General features: G+C 37.7%; 24 protein-coding genes. 5 read left to right on the top strand and 19 right to left on the bottom strand.

Features of this window, described 5'->3' with window-relative positions; all coding sequences use genetic code 11:
* Nucleotides 1–6 precede the first annotated feature (6 nt).
* Together ACRPLQ_RS19030 and ACRPLQ_RS19035 are read right to left on the bottom strand one after the other, a co-directional pair.
* The gene (locus ACRPLQ_RS19030) at nucleotides 7–1632 is read right to left on the bottom strand and encodes a DHA2 family efflux MFS transporter permease subunit (protein ID WP_033578477.1); all 1626 of its coding nucleotides are present in this window, start codon (nucleotides 1630–1632) and stop codon (nucleotides 7–9) included.
* A gap of 33 nt (nucleotides 1633–1665) precedes the next feature.
* Nucleotides 1666–2304: an HlyD family efflux transporter periplasmic adaptor subunit gene (locus tag ACRPLQ_RS19035; protein WP_028413985.1), complete on the bottom strand. Its 639-nt coding sequence runs from the start codon at nucleotides 2302–2304 to the stop codon at nucleotides 1666–1668.
* 278 nt (nucleotides 2305–2582) lie between these two features.
* On the opposite strand from ACRPLQ_RS19035, the gene ACRPLQ_RS19040 reads away from it, so the two are divergent.
* Nucleotides 2583–3044, top strand: coding sequence for a MarR family winged helix-turn-helix transcriptional regulator (locus ACRPLQ_RS19040; protein WP_033578476.1), 462 nt, complete (start codon nucleotides 2583–2585; stop codon nucleotides 3042–3044).
* A 50-nt stretch (nucleotides 3045–3094) separates the two neighbouring features.
* Here the strand turns inward: ACRPLQ_RS19040 and ACRPLQ_RS19045 are convergent, their stop codons facing one another.
* The 6 genes from ACRPLQ_RS19045 to ACRPLQ_RS19070 all read right to left on the bottom strand — a co-directional run bounded on the left by ACRPLQ_RS19045 (nucleotide 3095) and on the right by ACRPLQ_RS19070 (nucleotide 8598).
* Nucleotides 3095–3898, bottom strand: coding sequence for an endonuclease I family protein (locus ACRPLQ_RS19045; RefSeq protein WP_033578475.1), 804 nt, complete (start codon nucleotides 3896–3898; stop codon nucleotides 3095–3097).
* Nucleotides 3895–4854, bottom strand: a complete 960-nt coding sequence (locus tag ACRPLQ_RS19050; RefSeq protein ID WP_033578474.1) for a S8 family peptidase — start codon at nucleotides 4852–4854, stop codon at nucleotides 3895–3897. The genes ACRPLQ_RS19045 and ACRPLQ_RS19050 overlap by 4 nt, the downstream gene beginning before the upstream one ends.
* A gap of 201 nt (nucleotides 4855–5055) precedes the next feature.
* Nucleotides 5056–5796, bottom strand: coding sequence for a DsbA family oxidoreductase (locus ACRPLQ_RS19055; RefSeq protein WP_028413989.1), 741 nt, complete (start codon nucleotides 5794–5796; stop codon nucleotides 5056–5058).
* A gap of 201 nt (nucleotides 5797–5997) precedes the next feature.
* Nucleotides 5998–6978: a DUF3231 family protein gene (locus tag ACRPLQ_RS19060; RefSeq protein WP_033578473.1), complete on the bottom strand. Its 981-nt coding sequence runs from the start codon at nucleotides 6976–6978 to the stop codon at nucleotides 5998–6000.
* A gap of 180 nt (nucleotides 6979–7158) precedes the next feature.
* Nucleotides 7159–8079 (bottom strand): oxidoreductase, encoded by a 921-nt coding sequence (locus ACRPLQ_RS19065; RefSeq protein WP_033578472.1) that lies wholly within the window; start codon nucleotides 8077–8079, stop codon nucleotides 7159–7161.
* 147 nt (nucleotides 8080–8226) lie between these two features.
* Nucleotides 8227–8598 carry a thiol-disulfide oxidoreductase DCC family protein gene (locus ACRPLQ_RS19070; protein WP_028413991.1) on the bottom strand — a complete coding sequence of 124 codons (372 nt, stop codon included), beginning with the start codon at nucleotides 8596–8598 and terminating at the stop codon, nucleotides 8227–8229.
* Between the two features lie 418 nt (nucleotides 8599–9016).
* On the opposite strand from ACRPLQ_RS19070, the gene ACRPLQ_RS19075 reads away from it, so the two are divergent.
* Nucleotides 9017–10240, top strand: coding sequence for an MFS transporter (locus ACRPLQ_RS19075; RefSeq protein ID WP_033578471.1), 1224 nt, complete (start codon nucleotides 9017–9019; stop codon nucleotides 10238–10240).
* Nucleotides 10241–10556: 316 nt separating this feature from the next.
* Here the strand turns inward: ACRPLQ_RS19075 and ACRPLQ_RS19080 are convergent, their stop codons facing one another.
* From ACRPLQ_RS19080 to ACRPLQ_RS19120, 9 genes are all read right to left on the bottom strand, one after another.
* Nucleotides 10557–11768 carry an MFS transporter gene (locus ACRPLQ_RS19080; RefSeq protein ID WP_033578470.1) on the bottom strand — a complete coding sequence of 404 codons (1212 nt, stop codon included), beginning with the start codon at nucleotides 11766–11768 and terminating at the stop codon, nucleotides 10557–10559.
* A gap of 103 nt (nucleotides 11769–11871) precedes the next feature.
* Nucleotides 11872–12780: a UTP--glucose-1-phosphate uridylyltransferase GalU gene (gene galU / locus ACRPLQ_RS19085; protein ID WP_028413994.1), complete on the bottom strand. Its 909-nt coding sequence runs from the start codon at nucleotides 12778–12780 to the stop codon at nucleotides 11872–11874.
* Between the two features lie 44 nt (nucleotides 12781–12824).
* Nucleotides 12825–14027, bottom strand: coding sequence for a macrolide family glycosyltransferase (locus ACRPLQ_RS19090; protein ID WP_033578469.1), 1203 nt, complete (start codon nucleotides 14025–14027; stop codon nucleotides 12825–12827).
* A 287-nt stretch (nucleotides 14028–14314) separates the two neighbouring features.
* Complete coding sequence (locus tag ACRPLQ_RS19095; protein ID WP_230624615.1) at nucleotides 14315–15820, bottom strand: LysM peptidoglycan-binding domain-containing protein; 1506 nt, start codon at nucleotides 15818–15820, stop codon at nucleotides 14315–14317.
* A 157-nt stretch (nucleotides 15821–15977) separates the two neighbouring features.
* A complete protein-coding gene (locus tag ACRPLQ_RS19100) occupies nucleotides 15978–16199 on the bottom strand; it encodes a spore germination protein (RefSeq protein ID WP_028413997.1) in 222 nt (73 codons plus the stop codon).
* A gap of 84 nt (nucleotides 16200–16283) precedes the next feature.
* Complete coding sequence (locus ACRPLQ_RS19105; RefSeq protein WP_033578468.1) at nucleotides 16284–17138, bottom strand: DUF1206 domain-containing protein; 855 nt, start codon at nucleotides 17136–17138, stop codon at nucleotides 16284–16286.
* 35 nt (nucleotides 17139–17173) lie between these two features.
* Nucleotides 17174–18676 (bottom strand): cardiolipin synthase, encoded by a 1503-nt coding sequence (gene cls / locus ACRPLQ_RS19110; RefSeq protein ID WP_033578467.1) that lies wholly within the window; start codon nucleotides 18674–18676, stop codon nucleotides 17174–17176.
* A 260-nt stretch (nucleotides 18677–18936) separates the two neighbouring features.
* Nucleotides 18937–19491 (bottom strand): hypothetical protein, encoded by a 555-nt coding sequence (locus ACRPLQ_RS19115; protein ID WP_432236231.1) that lies wholly within the window; start codon nucleotides 19489–19491, stop codon nucleotides 18937–18939.
* A 157-nt stretch (nucleotides 19492–19648) separates the two neighbouring features.
* A complete protein-coding gene (locus ACRPLQ_RS19120) occupies nucleotides 19649–20044 on the bottom strand; it encodes a DUF2809 domain-containing protein (protein ID WP_028414001.1) in 396 nt (131 codons plus the stop codon).
* Between the two features lie 219 nt (nucleotides 20045–20263).
* On the opposite strand from ACRPLQ_RS19120, the gene ACRPLQ_RS19125 reads away from it, so the two are divergent.
* From ACRPLQ_RS19125 to ACRPLQ_RS19135, 3 genes are all read left to right on the top strand, one after another.
* The gene (locus ACRPLQ_RS19125; protein WP_028414002.1) at nucleotides 20264–21307 is read left to right on the top strand and encodes a fatty acid desaturase; all 1044 of its coding nucleotides are present in this window, start codon (nucleotides 20264–20266) and stop codon (nucleotides 21305–21307) included.
* Nucleotides 21308–21419: 112 nt separating this feature from the next.
* Nucleotides 21420–22562: a sensor histidine kinase gene (locus ACRPLQ_RS19130; protein WP_028414003.1), complete on the top strand. Its 1143-nt coding sequence runs from the start codon at nucleotides 21420–21422 to the stop codon at nucleotides 22560–22562.
* Nucleotides 22559–23161 (top strand): response regulator transcription factor, encoded by a 603-nt coding sequence (locus ACRPLQ_RS19135; protein ID WP_013056197.1) that lies wholly within the window; start codon nucleotides 22559–22561, stop codon nucleotides 23159–23161. The genes ACRPLQ_RS19130 and ACRPLQ_RS19135 overlap by 4 nt, the downstream gene beginning before the upstream one ends.
* Nucleotides 23162–23194: 33 nt before the next feature.
* Here ACRPLQ_RS19135 and ACRPLQ_RS19140 read toward each other — a convergent pair whose 3' ends face one another.
* Together ACRPLQ_RS19140 and ACRPLQ_RS19145 are read right to left on the bottom strand one after the other, a co-directional pair.
* Nucleotides 23195–23719, bottom strand: coding sequence for a cupin domain-containing protein (locus ACRPLQ_RS19140; protein WP_028414004.1), 525 nt, complete (start codon nucleotides 23717–23719; stop codon nucleotides 23195–23197).
* Between the two features lie 127 nt (nucleotides 23720–23846).
* Entirely contained in the window at nucleotides 23847–24029 is a 183-nt protein-coding gene (locus tag ACRPLQ_RS19145) for a hypothetical protein (protein ID WP_028414005.1), read from the bottom strand.
* Nucleotides 24030–24057 lie beyond the last annotated feature (28 nt).

The following is a 24057-nucleotide window of genomic DNA, read 5'->3' on the forward strand; positions in this document are numbered from 1 at the left end:
AGCACTTTATGAATTTATACTTTTTGGAGCTGGAAGCATACGAATATCTTCCTCTTGAGCTTTTGATTTCTTTTCTTCGACTACTTTATCTTTACGTACGTCACGAAGGAAGAAACTTAAAATTAAACCGATAACAGAAATCGCTGTTGCCCAATAAAAAGCATCGTTAATACCTTGAATCGTACCTTGCTGCGTCATTTTTCCAGATAAAATCGTCAGCGCTTGCTGCTGAGCTTGATCTTGTGATAAATGCAAGGTAGCAGCTACTTTTTGTACAAATAAATGAAAGCTATTCATAAAGAATGGATCAGACGTATTCATGGAACTGCTGATTTCATTTACATGATACGTTGTACGGTTTGTAAAAATGGTCGTCATTAAACTAATACCAATTGAACCACTTACTTGACGAAGCGTATTAGACATTGACGTTCCGTGACTGCTTAGTCTCTGCGGAAGCTGATTCAAACCGGCTGTCATAATTGGCATCATTAAAAGTGACATACCAAACGAGCGGATAATATAAATCGCTAAAATATGATTAAACGGTGTATCCATCGTCAGCTTCGTAAATTCAAACGTTGAAATAGATGTAATAAACATACCAACGATTGCTAGCGGGCGAGGTCCCACTTTATCAAACAATGTACCTGAAATCGGCGACATAACCAGCATAACAAGTGCGCCAGGAAGCAACAGCAGTCCTGAATCAAAAGCAGAATATCCGCGGATATTTTGCAAGTAAATTGGAAGCAAGAACATACCTGCGTACATACTGATTGTAATCGCAATACTAATAATATTTGATAGTGAAAAAATATTATATTTAAACACGCGCATATCCAATAGCGGCTTTTCAGATTTAATTTGTTGAAGAACAAATATAATTAAAAGAACTGCCCCACCAATGATTGTAGAAAGAACAACTGAATCCGTCCAGCCGTCATTTCCAGCTTCACTAAATCCGTAAAGCAATAATCCCATACCTGCAAGTGATGTCACAACTGAAGGCATGTGAACTTTTACATCCTTTGGAGGCTGAATGTCTTTTAATTGAAAGAAAGCAATAATTAATACAATCGCACCTAATGGCACCATGCCGTTAAAAAGGATGTGCCAATCATAGTTTTGAATAACCCATCCAGATAATGTTGGACCAATAGCCGGTGCGAACATCATGGCTAATCCAAAAATACCCATCCCTTTTCCTCGCATGTGAGGAGGGAAAATAAACACAATAATGGTCATAACAAGAGGCGATAAGACACCTCCGCCAATAGCTTGAATTAAACGGCCGGTAAGCATAATCGAAAATGTAGGTGCAATTCCGCAAATCAATGACCCTACTGTAAAACAAACCATTGCAAATAAGAACAAGCGACGCACACCAAATCGTTCAATTAAAAAAGCTGAAAGCGGAATTAACGCCCCGTTCACAAGCATATATCCAGTTAACAACCACTGAGCTGTATTTGCGGTTACGCCAAACTCAGTAATTAAATGCGGGATGGCTACGTTTAGTAACGTTTGATTTAATATTGCAAGAAACAAACCAAGCATTAAAACAATCAATAGCGGAATATGCTTTTTGATGGATCCATCACTTGTGTTTTCTATACTGGCTGTCATCATATTTCCTCCCTTCTTGAACTGTTGTAGTAAGAATTAGTCTTTTGAAATTTTTACTTCAGCGTTCATTCCTGGTAGCACATGCTCTGAATAATTAGAAATAGAGATTTTTACAGGAACCGTTTGAGATACTTTTGTGTAGTTTCCATCTGAGCTTGAGTTCGATGTTAAAGATGAAAGTGAATTAGTTGCATATCCCACTTCTTCAACTTTACCGTCAATTTTTGTACTACTGTCTCCATCTACTGTTACATCTACATCGTCGCCCTCTTTAATATCCTTAAGCTGATCCTCTTTGATATTCGCTACGATAAATAGATCTTTCATATCTACTTCGGTTGCAATTTGCTGTCCAGCTTGAACCATTTGATTTTCTTTTACATTTGTTTGAATAATTTTTCCATCTGCTGGTACTGTAGCAGCTACAGAGCCTTTTTCAGCTTGAATCTTAGCAATTTCAGCATCTTTTGATACATCATTTCCTTCTTCCACTGTCCAGCTTGCTACCTTACCTGCTGCAGGTGCAACTACGTTGTATACATCTCCAGATACTTTAGCGTTATCCGTTGTAATATAGTTGGATTTTTGAACGTAATAATATCCTCCTCCAATTAATAAAGCTAAAATAACGATGATTCCAATAAAATTTGTTACCATTAAGCGACTTCTAGACATTCATTACTCCTCCTTAATACTTCACTAATAAAATTACTTTTTGATATAGCTTTTTCATAAAGATATTATCTCCATCTATTAGGAGATATGTTTCTTTATAATCATCATTTGGTTAACTACCTAAATAACTTTATCATAAAGATATTTTTTCGTAAAGATATTAATTTAAAAATAATAATGGGGGTTAAAGATAATCGTTTCCATCCTTTACAATTGTTTCATTTTATTTTAGAGTTAGTTTATATATGTCCGTAGTGTACAAGGAGATGGAAGCTAGCATGGATAACAATGTAGAATCAAAAATTGAACACCTTTATCAAATTAACACATCTTTTTTTCAATATATGCGACATTTAGTCGAAGAAACATTAAAAACGCAGCCTTATCACTTAACACCCACTAAATTTTATATCTTAAACTACATTGCCAGCGGTACAAAGTATATGGTGGCAGATATTTCAAATAAACTTCACTTAACCTCGGGCGCTACAACTAGCTTATTAAATCAATTGGAAGAAGAATCTCTCATTCAGCGCGTGCGAGACGAAAAAGACCGGAGAGTCGTGTGGGTTTCATTGACCGATGAATCCAAACAGCTTGTTTCAATGATTACAGAGAAGCGAAATGTATTTTTAAAAGATATGCTAGCAGCTCTAACTGTAGAAGAACAAGAAGAATATTTTCGCTTGTTAAATAAAATGGATGCCCTTTTGAGCGATAAATATGGATTTTCTTATTAGGATACCTAAAGGAGCTCCGTTTCTATTCGAAACGGAGCTCCTTTTTTATTTTAGAGAGCCGAATTCATTAATGTAGCTGCTTTGTCAGGAAAATCGATAAAAGGATTTCGGTTGCCTTGCAATTCAAAAATTGCTGCATTGCGATGTTTTTCATAAAGTGAAACGGTAAATTCTTCATGCCATTTTAGTAAAAGAGGAAGATCTACTCGTGAAGAGTCAATTTTATTATGATAGCGAATTAAAAAATAAAGCGTAGCTCGAGCGACAATTCCTTTTCCATATTCGGGTTCAAACTTACCTTTTTCTGATTTGCCGCACCCTTCTTTCACATCTGATTGCTTAACTTCCGGTGTATAATCCGGGAAGTCAATATAAGAGGAATTACCTCTTCGGCTGTTACAAGAAGGTTCACACGCAAACAAATGATGCAAATCGCCTCTCATAGGCTCTTGTTTTCCAAACCAAGATTGCGGGACAACGTGCTCACAGTTTAGCAGTATATCATTGCTTGAAACAGATGAGTGACTAAGCGACTGAAGTGCATCAATATCTTGCTGTATCGCTTCTAACGGATCCATACCTTTCCCTGAATACAGACTCTTCAGCTCTCCATTCTCCTGTAGATCCACCCATGGATATACATATTTATGCGGCGAATAACTCAGCAAATGCTGATGCGTTTCCGTTAACAAAGCTTGCATGGCTTCTCTTTCAAAGAGAGTACCTCGATAATAAAGATTTTTACTCTCTTCATCCGTCTTTTCATCATAATAGCTTCGTTTGTTTACGTATTCGTGATAAAGGGCTTTTGCCTGCTGTTTTTCCACCATTAATATATCTAAACTGCTTTTCATCCCATCACCTCTGAAGTCATTTGACGTTGAATTTCACGCAATAGCTTTTCAACAATGGTCAAGTGCACAAACCCGTTTCCTACTTCTCTTGGTGATTCATTTAATGGAAGTGTTCTTCTGATTAACTGTGCGTAAAGCTCTGGTTCTGTAAGTTCTCTTCCAAACGTTTCATTTGAAAGAACTTTTATCAATGCCAAAGCTCCCGCCACGTGAGGCGTGGCCATAGAAGTTCCGCTCAGTGCGGCATACTTTCCATTCAAGTAGGTTGATATGATCTTCTCCCCCGGAGCCACTACGTCCACTTCATTGTTTGAGTTGGAAAATATCGAAGAACGTTTCTTTAGATCAACCGCTCCTACGCTAATCACTTCATTATATGAGCCTGGGTATGCAAACTCATCTGTGGAGCTTTCTCCATCTCCTTCATTTCCCGCTGCGCAGACAACTAAAATATTCTGATCAACAGCATCCTGAATCGCTTCATGCAGTTCAGGTACATCGGCCGGACCTCCAAGTGACATTGAAATGATATCTACTTTTTGCTGGATGGCGTAGGTAATACCTTGAATAATCCATTCATATTGACCTGAACCATTCCCATCAAGTACTTTCAGAATAAGTAAATTCACCTCAGGAGCCACTCCTACAACGCCCGCTCCATTATGAGCTGCTGCAATTGTGCCTGCTACGTGAGTACCGTGACCATTATAGTCTTGATAAACATCAGGATTTTGCTGATCATCGTGCGTAAAATTTCTTCCTCCAATAATTCGCTCCTGCAAATCTGGGTGTGTAACCTCACAGCCAGTATCCAAAACCGCTACGGTTATTCCCTGTCCTTTTGTTTGCTTCCATACTTCCTCTGCTCCAATTAGAGCCACTCCTTGTGGGACTTCATTAAATTGACTTAATTGTTCAACTACTTGAAATGGGATAATGCGCACTTTGTTCTTCATTTAGATTCCCCCTGCAGGATTAAATGGAAGCTAGTTCATGGTGGGATCACTTTTAATCGCTTATTTTTGGAGTTCACTCATCGAGGTTTGTTGCTTCTAAACCTATTATAACACAAAAACAGAACACACGTTTGTGTTTTTGTGATTTTTTTTAAAAAAATAAACAAAAAGCAGAAGCGAAATTTCCGCCTCTGCTTTCTTTTATTGTTGGTCTTTAGAAGAATCAGGCACGGCACATTGACCATCTGCACAAAAGGCATCATCTGCGCCTTCTGGAGACAAACTCTTCAAAGCGGGAGTCGGATTTTCTTCTTCCCATACTTGTTGGAGAGCTCCTACAAATGTTTCGACTGGCTGTGCACCTGAAATCGCATATTTTTGATTAATAACAAAATACGGAACGCCGCTAATGCCATATTGCTGAGCCGTTGCTTCATCACTGCGCACTTCATTTGCATATGCGTTTTTATCTGCAAGAATTTGACGTGCTTCTTCTCGATCAAGACCTGCATCTTCAGCAAGAGCAATCAGCGTCGCTTCTTCACCTAGATGTTTTGATTCAGTAAAATATGCATATAAGAGTTTTTCTGTAATAGCTGCTTCTTTTCCTTGAGCTTTTGCAAATTTTGCTAAACGATGAGCGTCAAACGTATTAGTTGGCTTCATATCGTCAAAATTAAAGGATAATCCCACACCAGCTGCCTGCTGTCCGATCCCTTCATTTGCTTGCTTCGCTTGTTCAATGGTCATTCCATATTTAGCAGCAAGAGCTTCATTAATCGTTTTACCAGTATTAACTGAAGCATTTGGATCTAGCTCAAAGCTTTTAAATTCAACCTGCACGTCATCTTTGTGTGCAAACTGCTGAAGCGCTTGCTCTAATCGACGCTTTCCAATATAACAAAAAGGACAGACAAAATCTGACCAAACTTCTATTTTCATCGTGACACCTCTTCAATTCAAGATAATTCTTATCGTAGCATACCTTTGAATAATTTCCATCATAACTTGCTCAAACAAAGCAAAAAACACGGTGTTGATTTACATACTAAGTGTATTGAATCAGCACCGTGTTTTTATCTCACTTATTTTAAATTCATTGCTTTTAAAAGATCATCATGTAAATACGTATTTTCATATTAGCTAATCAATACTTGGTGGAACTTCAAGCCAGCCTTTTTTAATCATAATTTCCGTCGCTTCGCTTGCATATTGAAACGCATCTTCTCCTATCAGCATCATTTTAGCCACAATATCTCTTCGAAAACTAAATGCTGCTCCAAATGCCTGACTTCCAATACTAAAATTACTTAGTAAAATATCGCATGTCAGCATCAAACGATCAGAAAAAGCAGGCGTTTCAGAAGTCGTGATGCTTCCTGTTGAGGCAACAGAAGGTGAAATATCGTCTTGTATAATTATTTCTTCTAGACGCGTAATAATCTTTTTACTGAGCTCTTTTCCTTTCAAAAAATGCTTTTTGACTTCGGTATCTTTAGCCGTTTGAGAAAAAGCCTTCATTAACTTCATCCCCACAATGTTTGTTTCGACCCCATGATAAAGCTGAGCTAGCTCCATCGTATTTAATACTCTTTTATCCGCAAATACATTTAAGCCGCTCAAATATTTTCTGTCAGAAACAAACTCAACAGTGGTTGGCATCGGAATATAGGGTGGACGTGATAAAATCCCTTTTTTCAGTAAATACTGCGTACAGGAATCATAACAATGTTGCGTAATCTTTGTTAAATCTTGATAAAATTTCACCACATCTTCTCTGTAGGCCTTACCTAAACTTAATGTATACATCCCCATACTAATTTCTTTAATAACACGAAGAAACATAATATCAAATCCATTAGTAAATAGTTTTGGAGCCTGTATGTTTACGTCTTGAGATGAAAGCCCGGTTGGCACTACGGCTCCTTCTTTTTCAAATATTGTTTTTATCTTTCGTATGTATATAATAAGCTGCTCACGCAAATCTGTCATAATTGTTTTAGCATCTTCATCGTCTGCATGTTCAATCATATAATCCAACAAGCAAATGATTAACGTTTTCTGCTGATATGTCATCCACAGCGTTCCAATTTCACTTGAGGTAATACTAGGTTTGTCAGGCACTGTTACTTTCCTCCGCTTCTTGAGCTTTGTTGAGTGCTTTTATCGCTCAAAAGAGAACATACTCATTGTACGTTTACTTACCATTATGCTATCCAACATTCTTTTTTTTATTTAACCCGCTGATCTATAGTTTTTGAGCAACAAAAAAACAGCTCCGCACTTACAGAACTGTTTTTTATCTTAAGCACGAAACGAGTACTCAACACCTGTTAAGTCCTCAGATACGCTCCATAGTTTTTCCGCTACGTCCGGTTTAAATAAAACATCTCCCATCATATCTTTTACAGGATATCCTTTTTTAGCATCTTTTCCGTCTGGCCCAATATATGTACCGCCTTCTATTGATTCAGTGGCTGCATAAAGAGTAGGCAGCGCGCCCATTTCTGCAGATTGACTAAATAGCTTGACTAAAAATTTCAACAAGCCGTTTGGTTCTTTTCCTGAACCGCGTGATAATAGGTTTGTATTTGAAATACCCGGATGTACAGCGGCACTAATTGTCGTTGATCCGGCTGCTTCTAAGCGAATTTGCAATTCTTTGGCAAACAATAGGTTGGCGAGTTTGCTTTGTCTATAGAACTTCATTGGACTGTAGCCTTTTTCTCCGTCGAGATTATCAAAATAGATTTCTCCAGAATTAGCGGCTATACTGCTTACCGTTACGACACGTGAATGTGGAGTGGCCGTTAGTAAAGGAAGCAGCAAGCCCGTAAGTGCAAAATGTCCTAAATGATTACAGCCAAACTGCAGTTCAAATCCGTCTTTCGTTTTGCTGTGAGGCGGCACCATCACGCCTGCATTATTAATGAGAAGATCCAAAGACGAGTATTGTTGAAGAAATTGATTGGCAAAATGCCGAATAGAGCTCAAGTCACTAAGATCTAATGACATAATAGTCACTTTAGGATTTCCGTTATCCGCTTTAATTCTTTTCTTAGCTTCTTTCCCTTTTGCTTCATTACGCACAGCAAGAATGATTTCTGCTCCGCGAGCTGCTAGAGCCTTTGCAGCTTCAAACCCAATACCGCTGTTTCCTCCCGTTATAAGGGCAGTTTTCCCCGTTAGATCAGGCATTCGTTCAGCTGTCCATTTTGTTTTCATATAAAGTTCTCCCTTTCAGCTATAGCTGCTTTTCTAGAATTTACGCGTCTCGGTCACATACGTTTTTAGAAATTAAAGTATGTATAAATTATAATGTTTTCAAAACAAAAGGGACAAGCTTTTTAAAAGCTTGTCCTTTTTATATGTTTATGTGGTTCGCGGCGAATCGTAGCGCCCAAACCAGTCGTACCTGTTTGTGGATATCCATTTGTATAGCGGACTAAACGCTTTTTTCATTAATGGTAAATGCAGAAGCACGCCGATTGGACATGTAAGAGGCAAAACAGCTAAAAGCCGTCTGACCGTTTCAAATCCTGCTAATACTTCCCCTTTTTTGGTGACCATATGAATTTGATCATATAAGTCTCTTCCTTCTTCTTTTAAGTAGCTATACTCCGTTCGCTCAATGTATTGAACTGGAATCCACTGGATTTGGTTCGTCCAGTCCAGCGCTTTAATTATTTTTTTTACGTTGTAACATAAAGGACATTCCGCATCAAAAAATACTTTGTGCTTCATTGTTTCCACCTTTCTTCCCTTATTTCTTTTTCCTTAGTTTATAAATACCCTTTTCTCATTTTTAATAACCATCATTAAGAGGTACTTCTTGTGCAGCCTGGCTTTAAAGCGAACATTTTTTGTGGAGTTTCTTTTGTGAAGCGCGAAAGAAGATAGGATTTTTTTATAAAATATCACTTTTTTGGTTTAAAGCGCTAAAAACATGTTAGAATAGATTTCATATTGATTTGAAGCACTAGATGCACGCATTTAGTCGCATACTAAAAAGAACTGAATAAATCCAATGATAAAAGGTAAAGGTAATGTCTTCATAAACTTATCATGGAAGTAGGTTTATAAATAACGATGAAAAAAGGAGGGCTGGGTGATTGCTTTTATCCATTTCATATAAGCTTTTTTACGTAAGGATGTGTAAACGATGAAAAATAAGTACATGCTGTCAGCTTCAGGTATGTATATTAACTATTTTCTACTTGGCATGGTCAATATCATGCTTGCATCAAATATGTCATTTTTGACAAAACAATTAAATACCGACGGTGCTGGAATCAGCTATATCATTTCTGCTATCGGAATTGGAAAATTGCTTTCATATTCTCTATCAGGCATCTTGTCTGATAAAGTCGGACGAAAACCTTTGATTATTGTTTCGTCTCTGACGATGGCTATTTTCTTAATTGGCATTCCATTATCGCCAAATTATCAAACAGCCTTTATCTTTGCCATTATTGCTGGTATTGCAAACTCTGCTATGGACGCTGGAACATACCCTGCTTTGATTGAAGTTTTTCCTAAATCTTCAGGTTCAGCCAGTGTTCTTGTAAAAGCATTTATATCAGCTGGAGCAGCGCTTCTGCCGTTTATGATTGCCTTTTTTGCGGATCGTGATTTGTTTTATGGGTATGCTTTTTTCCTTCCCGCTCTTATTTATTTACTAAATATGATCTTTATGTTCAAACTGCCTTTTCCCAATCATAAACGCGAACAGAATACAGTTCAACAGCAAAGTAGAGAAGAGAATAAATTTATCTCTCCTCCTAACATGAAACAAGAAGGAATCGCTCTTATTGTGATTGGATTTACTTCTACAGCTCTGTTTACAGTGGCTCAAATTTGGCTTCCTACTTATGGTCAACAAGTATTAGGTATGGCTGAAAGCAGCTCGGTTCGCCTTTTAAGCTACTACAGCATCGGAGCTTTAATCTCTGTCTTAGTATTAGCCGTATTATTAAGCAAAGTGCTTCGTCCTGTAACGGTTATTCTCGTTTACCCGATGATTACCCTTATCGCTGTACTTACGCTTCTATTTGTTAAAGTACCTGCTATTGCAATTGCAGCTGCTTTTTTCATGGGATTTTCTACGGCTGGGGTCTTTCAATTAGCGATTACCGTTATGACCGAGCTTTTCTGGAACAAAAAAGGAACGGTTACAGGAATTGTAGCGACCGCTGCTGGATTAGCTGCAATTTTATTGCCTTTAGCAACAGGGCTCATGTCTAAAACGGGACATATTTCAATTATCTTTATCTTTGATGCGATGCTTTCAGTAGTAGGTATGGCGGCGGCGGCTTTTGTTAATTACCGCTACCGCAAAATTTTAAATAAAAAGCCCCGCGAACAAATTCAAGAAACAGCCTCATAAAAAAGAGGCTGGGGCAAAAGTATTTTAGAGAAAGTAAAAAAAACGAACCATTAATGAATGGTTCGTTTTTTGTTATGGTGAACGTATGTGTCATTTCTTTAGGTCCTTCTAGCAGTTGATTGGAGGGCAAGGCGAAGACTCCTGCGGGGAAAGTGGAACAGATGAGACCCCGCAAGGAGGCTCATCGGCCACCCGCGGAAAGCGAAGACTTGCATGAAAATCAACTGCGGTGTCACAAGCAGTGCAGCTCATGCATACTATTTGTTTGTCTTTAGATTAGATTAATTTGGTAATATCTCAACCTCTTCTTAACTTTTCAGCTCACTTCCTCAGCTGATTTTTGCTTCATCAATAGAAACATTACACCTGAAATAACCGCAAAAACAGCTAAAATGTAAAAAGTAGAAGGCAACGGAATCACACTAACTAGTGACCCCATAGCTAAGCTGCTGACAACTGCTGAAGTTTGTATAGCTGTCATATATGCCGTCGTGGCTAGTCCAATTTGACGCGGGGCCAGTGACTGAGCATACACCATGCCAACTCCCATTGTAGCGGATAGAATGAAAGCATAAAATACTTGAAGCGCAATCAATCCACTCAGCGGTAAATGAAGGCTTGTTAAAACAAAATAAAGCACTTGGCAAGCTATGCCGATAACAAAGAAGCGTTTGACTCCGATTTTATCAGAAAAATAGCCTCCTAACGGCATAAATATTAGTTCAAAAACAGACGTAACGGTAAAAAGAATTCCTACAATCGAAACGGATTGCTTTAACGTATCCGTTATATACAGCGGCAAATACATAGAACGTCCGGAATCACCCGCAAAAATGAAAAGAGCCGCTACGAATACAGCTATTAATACAGAAGGTATACCAGCTGGCGCTTTTGAAGATGCATGTGCTGAAGGTTGAGGCATACTGTCTTCTTTAAGCGCAAAAAGAACCCACACTAAAGTTGCCAGCGATAACAACCCTGATAGTAAAAATAAAAGAGTATACCCTCCGTGGTCAATGATTAAAGCTCCGAGCATTGGTCCAAAAATATAGCCTTGTGAAAATGCCATTCGCACAGTACCGGTAATCGTACCTGCCTGCGATTTACTTTCTTCCTTTTTAACAATAAAATCATTCAGCAGAGCAAAGAAAAAAGAAAACGCATTAAACCCTCCTATAGCAAGTAAAATGAGTGCTATTGTATAAGAATGCGTAAACGCTAAGGGAACTCTTGAAATGGTTCCAATCAGTAAGGCCCAAATAATAAATGGCTTTCGTTTTCCCCATTTGTCTGATAAAGAAGCCAAATAAAACGAGACGATTAAACCAAGAATGCTCATTGGGACAAATAAAAATCCTGCTTGAAACGAAGTGGCGTGCAATGTATTTGTTGCCCAAACCGTTAAATAAGGCATAAAGCCGCCAACAGACAACCCAATAATAAATAATGAAATAAAAATCGTTCGAAAATCCCGGTCTGTAAATACAATCTTTATGCCTGATACAAACGAATTTTCTGCTTTCGACATAAACTCATTTCAACCCTTTCTATCCAGCTGTCAAACGTTCCATTTTCGCAAAAAAACGCACCTTTCTTCAAGAAACAGTAGAAGAAAGGTGTGTAAATGAAGGTTATTTTCCAATTTGCACAGCAATTTTTTCTTTTTGTTCTTCCTTGTTGATCAGCTCTTTGAATTTAGTTAAAAGAGGTGCTTTTAATTCTTCATCTTTTAACGCAAAAGCAAGGGTCGTAAAAATAAAATCTAATTTTTCCCCTGCATCATAACGTTCGCCTTCGAATTCGTAAGCATAAATAGAACGGTCTATATTCATACGCTGAATAGCATCCGTTAGCTGAATCTCCCCACCTTTTCCAGCTTCCTGCGTTTCAAGATAATCAAAAATGTCAGGTGTAAATACATAGCGTCCAATAATTCCTAAATTAGACGGAGCTTCTTCGACTGATGGTTTTTCTACAAAACCATTCACTTCGTATAATCGGTTTTTATTTGCTTTTGGATCTATAATCCCGTAACGATGAACGGCTTCTTCCTCTACGCGCTGCACGCCGATAACCGACGATCCCGTTTGGGTATACTGGTCAATCAGCTGTTTTAAACAAGGCTGATCTGGGTCTGTTAAGTCATCTCCAAGTAAAACTGCAAACGGTTCGTTTCCAATAAATTGTCGAGCACAGCCAATCGCATGGCCAAGGCCCTTCATTTCTTTTTGACGAACGTAATGAATATTCGCTAGTTCAGAGATATGCTCCATTTCCTCTAATAGTTCGGTCTTTCCTTTTTGATGAAGCAAGTGTTCTAATTGAATATTATGGTCAAAATGATTTTCAATCGCTTGTTTTCCGTTTCCTGTAACAATTAAAATATCTTCGATGCCTGATTTTAAGGCTTCTTCCACAATAAATTGAATGACGGGCTTATTTACAATTGGAAGCATTTCTTTTGGGATAGATTTTGTAACGGGTAAAAAACGAGTACCTAACCCTGCTGCTGGTATAACTGCTTTTTTTATAGTCTGCATATGATTTACTCCTCTCTGTTAGTTATCTAGCTGTCTTACATCTATTACGCTTTAACAGGCACCATCTTGAAAATTTCTTTCACACCTTGCTTGTATCCTCCCGCTGAGCGAAGTGATTCTCCGATTTGTTGTGCATGCTGTTTATATGTGTGAGTAGTTAAAACGTCGTTAACTGTATTTTTGATTAGCTCAGCAGATACATTATTTTTATCTAATTTCACGCCTGCTCCTAACTCCTGCACGCGATCGCCCACCATAAATTGATCCACTGCCATTGGAATAACGACAAGCGGTGTATCGTAGTATAATCCTTCACTGCTGCTGTTCATTCCGCCGTGAGTAATAAATAAATCCGCACGTTTTAAAATTTCTAGCTGCGGTACGTATTGTTTTACAACGAAGTTTTCTGGAATGTGTGCTAATTCTTCAGGTTTTGTATTTTTACCAATAGATAAAATAACTTTACCCTCAAAATCTTTTAATGCTTCTATACATAAGTTATAGATTTCTAGCTGCTGATTAAAAATAGTTCCCATAGAAACAAAAATAATTTTTTCATTTTCATTTTGTAAGTAAGAAGGATCTTCAATATCTAATCGTTTAACAATTGAAGGACCAATAAACTTGTACTCACTCGTAAATTCAGATACGTGCGGCTGAAAGAATTCTGACGTAAATATTAACGTAATATCCCCTGGATTTGACATAATGTCCATGGAGTCTTTTAACTCCGTATTATATTGGCTGTTGAACTTATTTAATGATTTTTCGAATTGAGGATAAAAGGAAGATTGGTCAGGTTCTGTTTGACCACTTGGCATCATACAAGTTGCTAACTCCTTATTTAACGCAAACGTCGTACAAAGAGAAACCTTTGGAAGCTGAAGAAGGTCGGCCACAGCGGAACCTGCTAAAAGGTGATAATCATAAAGTACATAATCATATGTTTCATGTTTCGTTTCACTCATAATTTTAGTAATAATATTTTCAGATTCATTTAAAAACAAATTCATTATTTCATAGCGGTCATAAGACTCTTCTTTGGTCATACGGTTGCTCATATCAAGACTTGGACGAAAATCTTCGTATTCACGAAATTCCGCTCCTGCTTTTCGGATTTTTTCAGCATAGTCTTCAATGCCGTAATAGACGACCTTCTCCCCTTGAGCCATTAATTCTTTTACAATTCCTAAAGAAGGGTTCACATGTCCTTCACCTGGAAAGCCTATTACTAATACATTTCCCATAACATCCATTCCTTTCACTTAGTTAATAATTAAATCACTTAATTATTCATTTGGTAAATTTATTGTATAGAAACTGAATTTACTATAAATTATCTTTATCGTAAAGTCATTAAGCGTTTTCAACTAAAAAAAGGTTAAATAGGCTCATTTTGGAATATAGTTATAAATTAACTCAAGAAAAACAAATATTGTAAAATTTATCTTGTTTGTAAATAGATGTATGCGCTTCAATATGATGAAAATAAAAAACACACCTAGCTACATTAAGCATAAGGTGTGTTTTTTATTTAGAAGTTATATAACTCCCATATATCTGATGTTTCTGAACCAATATACCAAGCTGCCGCCCCGCCTAAATGATAGTCATTAATTAATTTAACCCGGCGCTGCATAGATGCTTTGTCTTCGAGCCATATTTGATGCTTCGTACCATTTTCGGTGTATTCTACATAGTACTGAGAGGCTTGGCTGTCCCATTTTTTAGTTAACTTTTTAGAAGAGATAATTGCTTCGGCTTCTTTCATCGTTAAGTCTTTTGTGACAACTTTTTTGGTAGATAGATCCGTTTTCCATTCTCGCGTATAAAAAGGAACTCCCAGCAGGATTTTGTGTGCAGGTACATCTTTCATAAGAAGTTCTGTTCCTTCTTTCACCCAAGGCAGCGAAGCCACAGACCCTGGAACCTGACTTCCTCCCCAGTGTTCTTCATAACCCATCATAATGACGTAATCTGCCACTTGACCAATCTGTTTTCGATCAAAGCTTCCTGACCAAAACGGATCATTATTCTCTCGTGTTACGTCTACTGAAACGGTCATACCATGAGGCTTTAACGCTGCTTTTAATTCTTTAATAAATAAAACAAAATCTTGTTTGTTTTTGATATTAATATTTTCAAAGTCAACGTTAATACCGTCACTGTTTGTTTTCACAAGCGAACTTTCGACTGACGATACAAGCTTTTGCCGCTTTGCTTTATTGCCTAGGACGTCACTTGTCAGCACATCATCGAAATTGTTACCGATGAGCGGCCAGACTTTTTTGCCGTTTTTGTGAGCCGTTTGAACATACGATGGATTTATAGAAGATGAAACAACTTTGTCACTCCGCGTTAGCGTAAACCAGCGTGGTGAAACAACGTCTAAGTTCTTTTGTTTCATCGATTCTGCATAGCCTGCTGTTTTTTCATTAAAGCTCCAGCCCATAACTACTGGCTGATGCTTCTTTTGTGCTAAATCAGATTTTTTGATCCAGCCCTTTTTCCCTTCCAAAAGCTGTACTTGTACATAGTAATCAGGAATAATAAGCATTTGTCCAGGCTTAATATTTGTTGATGATAGCTGATTTAACTTTGTTAATTCAGTCGCTTTTACACCGTACTTTACAGAGATTTTCCAAAGCGTATCTCCTGATACTACTTTATGTAACAAGCCTTTTGGTGGTATTTTCAGCGTTTGCCCCGGAGTTAGCTCCGTCGTTTTTAGCTGATTTTGTTTTATTAGCTCGCTGACTGTTACACCATATTGTTTAGCTAGTAGCCATAGTGTATTTCCTGGCACTACTTTATGGGTGATAACTTGAGCTGCATCTCCCGCTTCAGATGAAATAGCAGGAAACTCTTCTCCTTTTTTCACTGTCTGAACAATCGAAGAATGCAAAGATGGAGAACGATACACATTTACATTATCACCTTTGACAGTGCCTACTGAAGAAGCAGCGTCTCCTTTACTTATTGGGGCCAATCCTCCACTGAAAAGACAGAGAATAAGTAGGCTCATACATATTTTCTTCATTTGATAATCTCGCCTCCCCACTTTTTGACATCACCTGTCTAGTTTACTACTCCTATAAGATAGAATCCTAGAGGTACATTGTGGTAAAGAAACGTTTGGGTATACGTCAAACTCAAATAAAAAAGCTTACCGTCCGATGACGATAAGCTTTCGTTTCTTATGCATTTCCCACTACATTTTGATCGTTAATATCCATATCAATTGTATTGGCGGTACTGGCACTGCTTGTAATATTCATAAAGTTTCCTGTGTTCCCGCTACCAGAACCGACTGTTGTAAAAGCTGTACTCTTTGGCTTAATAGCCAGACAATCACCAAACTCCACTGAAGATGAAACCAATACATTCGAGATATTTACGGCTCCTACTACCGATGGCATCTGCCTCTCCTCCTGTTCACTATCTATCTGCTATATGATATGAGCAGAAGGCTAAAAAGTAGCTTTTTCATCTTTTAAATTTTATTAAGGATCAATTCGTTTATACCTTGATTCTGCAAACATATATACTCCGTATGCCATAAGCCCGATTGATACGATAGCCAGCAGTACAGACCCAAAAGGACGCTGCGCTACTTCAGCAAGGGCTCCATCTAACCCTTTCGTTTCGTCTGGATCCGCTTGAAGAGCCGTGCGAATAAGAAAGAAGCCAATAATCCCAAAGACGATACTTCGAGCAATAATACCCGCTTTTCCAATATGCCCGCTCCATCGCCACTCTTCTTTTGACATTTCGTTTTTCTTTAGTTTTTTTAGGAAGCGTCCTGAAAGAGCCCAATATACTTGTCCAATCCCAAAGATAATAACGCCGATACCTGTAAGCGCAATGATGGTTTGCCCAAAGGGATAAGATAACAGCTTGGCTGATACCGTTTGATAATGCTTACCTGACGTATGAACGTGAGCATGAAGCAAAATTTTTATCGAACTCACACAAAGACTAATATAAAACGTGGCTACAACTAAATAGCCTAAACGAGTAAAAGCGCCTTTTACACCATGCCCAACGTGGTGAGGGTCAAAAATAGCAGAAATGATTTGCCAAAACGCATATCCACTTAAACCTACTGCCAAAACGATTAAAATTAAAAATCCAAACGGCTGCTTTGCAATTGTGTGTAGGGCCCCTTGAGAAGTAACTAAATCGCCTTTTAATCCGAAAGCTGTCTGAATCGCTAATATACCGATGACAAAATAGACCACACCTTGAGCTACATGACCAAACCGTGAAAAACGCACGACAAACGGCTTAGTGCGTTCTTTTAAGCGATGTAACTTTCGACCAAACGTATCTTTTTTAACAAATGGAGATTCACCCATACGTTTCCTCCTGCTTTTTGAAAACAAACTTTATTTTATAAAACACCTGAAAATAAGCGAGCAAATGACTCTTTCGAACGTTCTACTAAACTTCGCTTGTAAAATGCTACTGGTTTGATCAAATGACTGTCTTCCATATCTTCTTCGTAATTTTTAATGAGCGTTTGAATCGTCTCTCCCTCAATTAAAAATGCATTCACTTCAAAGTTCAGATGAAAACTTCTCATATCCATATTTGCGGTACCGACCGAAGCCATATCTCCGTCGATAATCACAATTTTTTGATGCAAAAATCCTTTTCTATACGAATATACTTCAATTCCACATCGAAGAAGTTCGGCAAAATATGATCTTGTTCCATATTGAGTCAGAAAGCCATCATTAATTTCCGGCACCATAATTCGTACTTCTACACCTTTTCTAGCAGCAATACGAAGAGCAGTTCTTATAGCTTCGTTTGGAACAAAATAGGGGGTAGAAATCCAAATTGACTTCGTCGCGCTTGTAATCATTGTATAATAATAGTCGCTCATATTTTCCTGCGTATCTGGCCCCGTCGCCACTACCTGAACGAACCCTTCTCCTTCAACACGATGAGGTTTTGTATACGCTTCATTATGAATTAAGCATTCTCCAGAAACGTATTCCCAGTCAAACATAAAAATTGAGTGCAGCGTTTGAACAGATTCACCTCTTAACATCAGGTGGGTATCTCGCCAAAAACCGATTTTTTTATTTTTCCCTAAGTACTCATCTCCTACATTTAGTCCTCCTACAAAACCTACTTCCCCGTCAATTACAACTATTTTACGGTGGTTTCGAAAGTTAAATTTTTGATTAAAAAATCCATACTTAATAGGTAAGAAAGGATGCACTTTAACATTCGCTTTCTTCATTCGCTTAATATCTGAACCCGATAATGTAAAGCTTCCCATTGTATCAAACGTAAAGCGCACTTCTACACCTTCGCTTGCTTTTTTAATTAAAATATCAATGATTTCTTTTCCTAACGAATCTGAGTGAAACATGTAGTATTCCATATGAATAAAATGTTTGGCTGACTGCAAATGCTTTTTGATTTCGTTAAACGTTTCTTGCCCGTTCTTAAGGACGTAGGTTTTTGTATGAACATTCATCTTTGTCAAAGATACACATTGAAGATACTGAGCAAAGTAACGCTGATGAGATTGAAGCGTTGATAGATCAGGCGTCGTTTCTTTATCTGCCATCTTTCTAAGCATCTCTCGGTTATGCATACGCTTTTTTTTGAACATATGCCCCTTTAAATAGAGCTGTCCTGAATACAAATAAAAGAAAAAGCCTGCAACAGGGAAGAAAAAGAGGACATACATCCAAACCAACGTACTTTCAGGCGTTCGATTTTCAAGCATAAGTGAATACATACAAATGAAAATGATGACACCATATAATCCAACTAAGGCATACTTCCAATGAATATCAATAGAGGTAAAAAAGAAAGCATAAATTGAAAGTAAAATAATAAATAAAAAAATAAAGTCCAACCGGCGTTTTTTCATAAAAGCTCTCCTAAAAACAAACTGTATTGTATCACTTGCCTACCTTTCATATGAGGTAGTATATGGAATACACAGAATTCTTATCATGCATGCTACATAAAATGTACATATATTTGCACAAAAAGCAGTTTAGCCGCTTAAGCAACTAAACTGAACTACCTCAGACAAGCATCATTCATATACCTATACCCTGGATGGTAAAACAAAAAACCTCCTTACAGGGAGGTTTTTTCACTGGCTTTTCAAGCATCGATGCCTTTTTATGAGTTAGTATGACCAGACTCTTTTTCTTTTTTAGGCCAAACGAAATTAGAAAGAGATAATAAGAAATCAATTCCTACAATAACTGTCCAAACTTCCACTACATTTTGCAGCACGTTAGTTTTTCCATTTGGTACTATATACATCATCGCCGCTAAAAGAGCTGCCCCAATAGCGTAAGCAATAAGATGCTGTATCCATGATTTAAAATAATGCTTTGCATATTCTATTCCATAGCGCCTACGAGGTTTTTCTCCGCTTTTCATCACATAATATTGAAAGCGTTCGTCTGCCCATTGAATCATACTTTTTCCAAAAGCAATCGAAATTCCAATATACACGGCTGCAATAGCGTGAGCATAAGTCGCTGTAGCACCTCCGTAAAGGTCTATGCTCGTCACAATCAGAAGAAAAAAATCAACAACAGGTGTTAAAGCTAAAATAAAAAAACTGAGCTTTTGTTTTTTAAACATATACCTTGTTGCTAATCCTAAAATGATGACTATCCAAAAAGCGATTTCACATGCAATAATCATCCAGGCTACTAAATTCAAATAATCCCCTCTCTTCCTCTCGTTCAACGAATAGATAATAGGTTTTAAATAAAAAGTTTTATGCATAAGTTTATTTTTATGTATATACATCCTGCTTCATAACCCTACGGCTTATTCCATCCTCAGCTGAGTTCTAAGATTCATTGAAACGTATTTGCTAGGCGGGTCTTTTAAATCGATATCTATAATACTCCCAGCTCATTCCTACCGCGACTCCAATCGAATAGGCTAGTATATCGCTCCATAAGAAGCCATACCCCAAAATGAGCCCTCCTAGCGCAGTCTTTCTTATGTCATCAATCCACGGAGCGTGATACAGCTGTGTAAATTCAATGAAGTAACAAAACACTATAGCAAACATACCAATCATTTTTGTCTTCCATGTAGGAAACAAAAAACCCGCACTGACAAAAATCATTAAGGCCCATAACGAATCTCCCGCATATATATTTACGATGTGAGGAAGATACGCAGTAAGTTTTCTTGATAAAAGGCCTGCTCCCATGACAACAATAGCTAGAAGCAGGTATACCCATCTATTTCTTTTATTCATTTCAAACTCCTTTTTCTTAAATGCTCCGTCACAATAAGCCTTCACTGTATAATTTTATCAGAACCGCAAACTGTTAAATACCGCTTTTTTTCATTTTTTACAGCTTCCCCCTACGTATATATGACAAGTGTCATAGTTTCTATATGACACGTATGTCTTAAATAGTCAGAAAAATCCCTTTATACTGAGGATAATATACGGTGATGAAAGGAATTTCATATGACTATACAAAAACAAAAGAATTTACGAAAACAAGTTGCACCCTTTGAAAAAGCAGTAATGAAAGACAGCATAAGACAATTGATTAATACTTTTTTACCTTTTTTCACACTATGGTTTCTCGCTTATGAGAGCCTTTCAATTTCTTATTTTTTAGCATTTCCGCTAACTGTCATCGCAGCAGGGTTTTTAGTAAGAATATTCATTATTTTTCATGACTGTTGTCACTACTCTTTCTTTAAGAGTAGACAACACAATAAAATTCTCGGAACAATTACCGGTGTGTTAACGATGTTTCCTTACAGTCAATGGGGACATAGCCATGCCATTCACCATGCAACAAGCAGCAACTTAGATAAAAGAGGTACGGGTGACATTTGGGTGTTAACCGTAACGGAATATAAAGAAGCTTCTATTTGGAAAAAAATCGCTTACCGTATCTATCGCAACCCGTTCGTTATGTTCGGCGTGGGACCTATATATGTATTTTTGATTACAAACCGATTCAATCGAAAAAATGCGAAGAAAAAAGAGAGAATGAACACGTATCTTACAAATGTATTGATTGTTGCATTAGCAGCAGCGACCTGCTGGTTGGTAGGTTGGCAGGCGTTTGTATTAATCCAAGGACCGATTTTCTTCATTTCAGGTTCAATTGGAATTTGGCTGTTTTATGTACAGCATCAGTTTGAAGATTCTTATTTTGAAGAAGATGAGCACTGGGATTATGTAAAAGCAGCCGTTGAAGGAAGTTCATTTTACAAGCTTCCAAAACTTTTGCAATGGCTAACAGGCAATATCGGGTTTCACCACGTACATCATTTAAGCCCAAGAGTGCCCAACTATAAGCTTGAAGCTGTTCATCAACACACACAGCCTCTTCAAAATGTACCAACCATTACACTCGCAACAAGCCTTCGCTCTCTTCGATTCCGTTTATGGGATGAAGAAAACAAAATGTTTGTGAGCTTTAAAGAAATAAAAAAACGCTCAGCTGCACCAAAAGCAAGCAGAATTTCTTCTCAAACAAAAGCAGAACTTTAATAAAACAGTCAAGCTTTCAAAAGCTTGACTGTTTTATCTATTCGCCTAAACTTATTTCATTCTACTTTGTGGTAAACTAATAGTGTATTTTAACAAACAAATGAGGTTCTTTATGAAAAAATATACGTTTTTCCAAAAAATCACTGGGCTATCTCCTTACATATGGACGGTATTTGCCATTTTACCATTTTATTTTATCTTACAGTCTTCATCCATGAATCACATTATTCTTGGCTCTTTACTCACCATCTTATTTTTTATTTTCTATCGTTTTGCATTTGTTTCAACAGACAAGTCCGTTTACGTATGGACGGCTTTATTAATCGTCATTTCCTTAGCACTAACAACGATTTTTAATTATATTTACTTTGCCTTTTACTTCGCTTTTTTTATCGCTTATTTTATTGGAAATATCCAAAAACGGCTCGCTTTCTTCACTTTGTATGCTGTTCATTTGATCAGCACCGTTATTTCGGTAAACTTTAACGTTGTTATGCAAGAAGAGATCTTTTTAAAACAGCTGCCTTTCATTTTTGTAATTTCCATTAGTGTAATTGTACTGCCATTTAGCATTTATAACCGGAAGAAGCGAGACCGGCTGGAAGAACAGCTGGAAGATGCAAATAAACGTATTTCTGAGCTTGTAAAACAGGAAGAGCGCCAGCGTATAGCTCGCGACCTGCACGATACGCTAGGACAAAAGCTGTCTCTTATCGGTCTAAAAAGTGATTTAGCAAGAAAACTTATTGCAAAAGATCCTGAAAAAGCAAAATCTGAATTAAAAGATGTCCAGCAAACAGCGCGCACGGCTCTTAATGAAGTGAGAAAAATGGTTTCTCAAATGCGTGGAATTCGCCTTAGCGAAGAACTAAAACGCGTTCAAGAGCTTTTAGAAGCTGCCGAAATTACGTTTGTAGGAGAAAAGGATATTTCATTAGAGAATGTGTCTTTGCTAATTGAAAATATTCTGAGCATGTGCTTAAAAGAAGCCGTAACCAATGTGGTCAAACATAGTCAAGCCACCGTTTGCACGATTACTTTACATCAGTCTGCAAAAGAAGTAGGCATAACGGTAGAAGACAATGGAGTGGGTATTAATACGAAAAAAACCTGCTGGGAAGGAAACGGACTTTTAGGAATGAAAGAGCGGTTGGAGTTTGTAAACGGCCATCTTGATATCTCCAGTCAAGGGGGGACGATTATTCATATTACAGTTCCAAACATCGTCAAACATATTAAGGAGGAACAATTATGATTCGAATTGTCATTGCCGAAGATCAGCAAATGATGTTAGGAGCTTTAGGCTCTTTGTTAAATTTAGAAGATGACATGGAAGTTGTCGGAAAAGCTTCAAATGGGGAACAAGCGGTATCACTTGCTAAGCAGCACCAGCCAGACATATGCGTAATGGACATCGAGATGCCACTTAAAACTGGGCTTGAAGCTGCAGAGGAACTGAAAGATTTAAACTGCAAAGTCATCATTTTAACAACGTTCGCTCGCTCCGGCTATTTTCAAAGAGCTTTGAAAGCAGGCGTAAGTGGCTACTTGCTAAAAGATAGTCCAAGTGAAGAACTCGCAAATTCAATTCGAAGCGTGATGGCAGGCAGACGCCTCTATGCTCCAGAATTAGTGGATGACTTATATAGTGAATCTACCAGTCCTCTTACTGCTAGAGAGAAAGAAGTATTAGCTCTAGTAGCTGATGGAAAAAACACAAAGGAAATTGCTGACGAACTATCTATTAAGACCGGAACAGTGCGCAACTATATTTCTACCATTCTGGACAAACTCGAAGTAAAGAATCGCATTGAAGCCATTACTCGCTTTAAGGAAAAAGGATGGTTCAAATGAAAAAAGCATGCATCAAACCGAGATGCATGCTTTTTAATCATTTGGGAGTTTATCGTACCCTAATTTGTCGATGATCACGACATGCTCGGGGAATTCATCAAGCAGCTGCTGTTTTGTGAATAATTCAAAGTCACGGAAATCAAAGCCTGGTGCGACCATACACCCTACCAGGGAAAACGTATTCTCATTTGCGACAGAGGAACCGAAAATGGTATCTCTTGGAACTAAAAATTGAGGAACTTCTCCATTTTCTAAGTTTGTACCTAGTTTTACTTCTTGATAGGTTCCGTCGCGGTAGATAATATGAATGGTTAAAGAACTTCCCCCATGATAGTACCATAATTCATCTGATTGCAGCCGGTGGAAATGCGATACATCGTGAGACCTTAATAAAAAGTAAATACTCGTATATAGAAATCGTTTGTCATCAAACTGAGATGACACTTCTTTATCAGAAATTTCATCATTAGAACGATAGGTTTGTTTATAAAACCCTCCTTCTGGATGGGGCTGCAGCTCAAGCTTTGAAATCCAATATTCCCAATTATGTAAATCCATTACGTTCCTTCCCTTCCTTTTTTCTTTTATCATTAACTACATCATAGTAAATCATTCTTTCTAACACAACAAACGGCTTCATTATTCCATTAGGAAAATGAAGCCGCTTACCACCGGTATCTTATCATTACATCCTACCCTTTCTGTTAACACGGCTATATCTATACCTGCTAGAATGACAGCGATGAAATAAATACGTCATATACAAATCTAACTGAAATCGATCTCCCTCAATGAAACATTGAAACGGCTGTTCTTTATCTTGATAAATTTCCGCAGATGAACGCTGCTTAAACGGGACAATATTCATCTCTTTTCCCCCTCAGACAGATGTGCTT

Origin of the sequence: Priestia sp. TRN 1309 (assembly GCF_050846875.1) — a bacterium.
Classification (GTDB): Bacteria; Bacillota; Bacilli; order Bacillales; family Bacillaceae_H; genus Priestia; species Priestia zanthoxyli.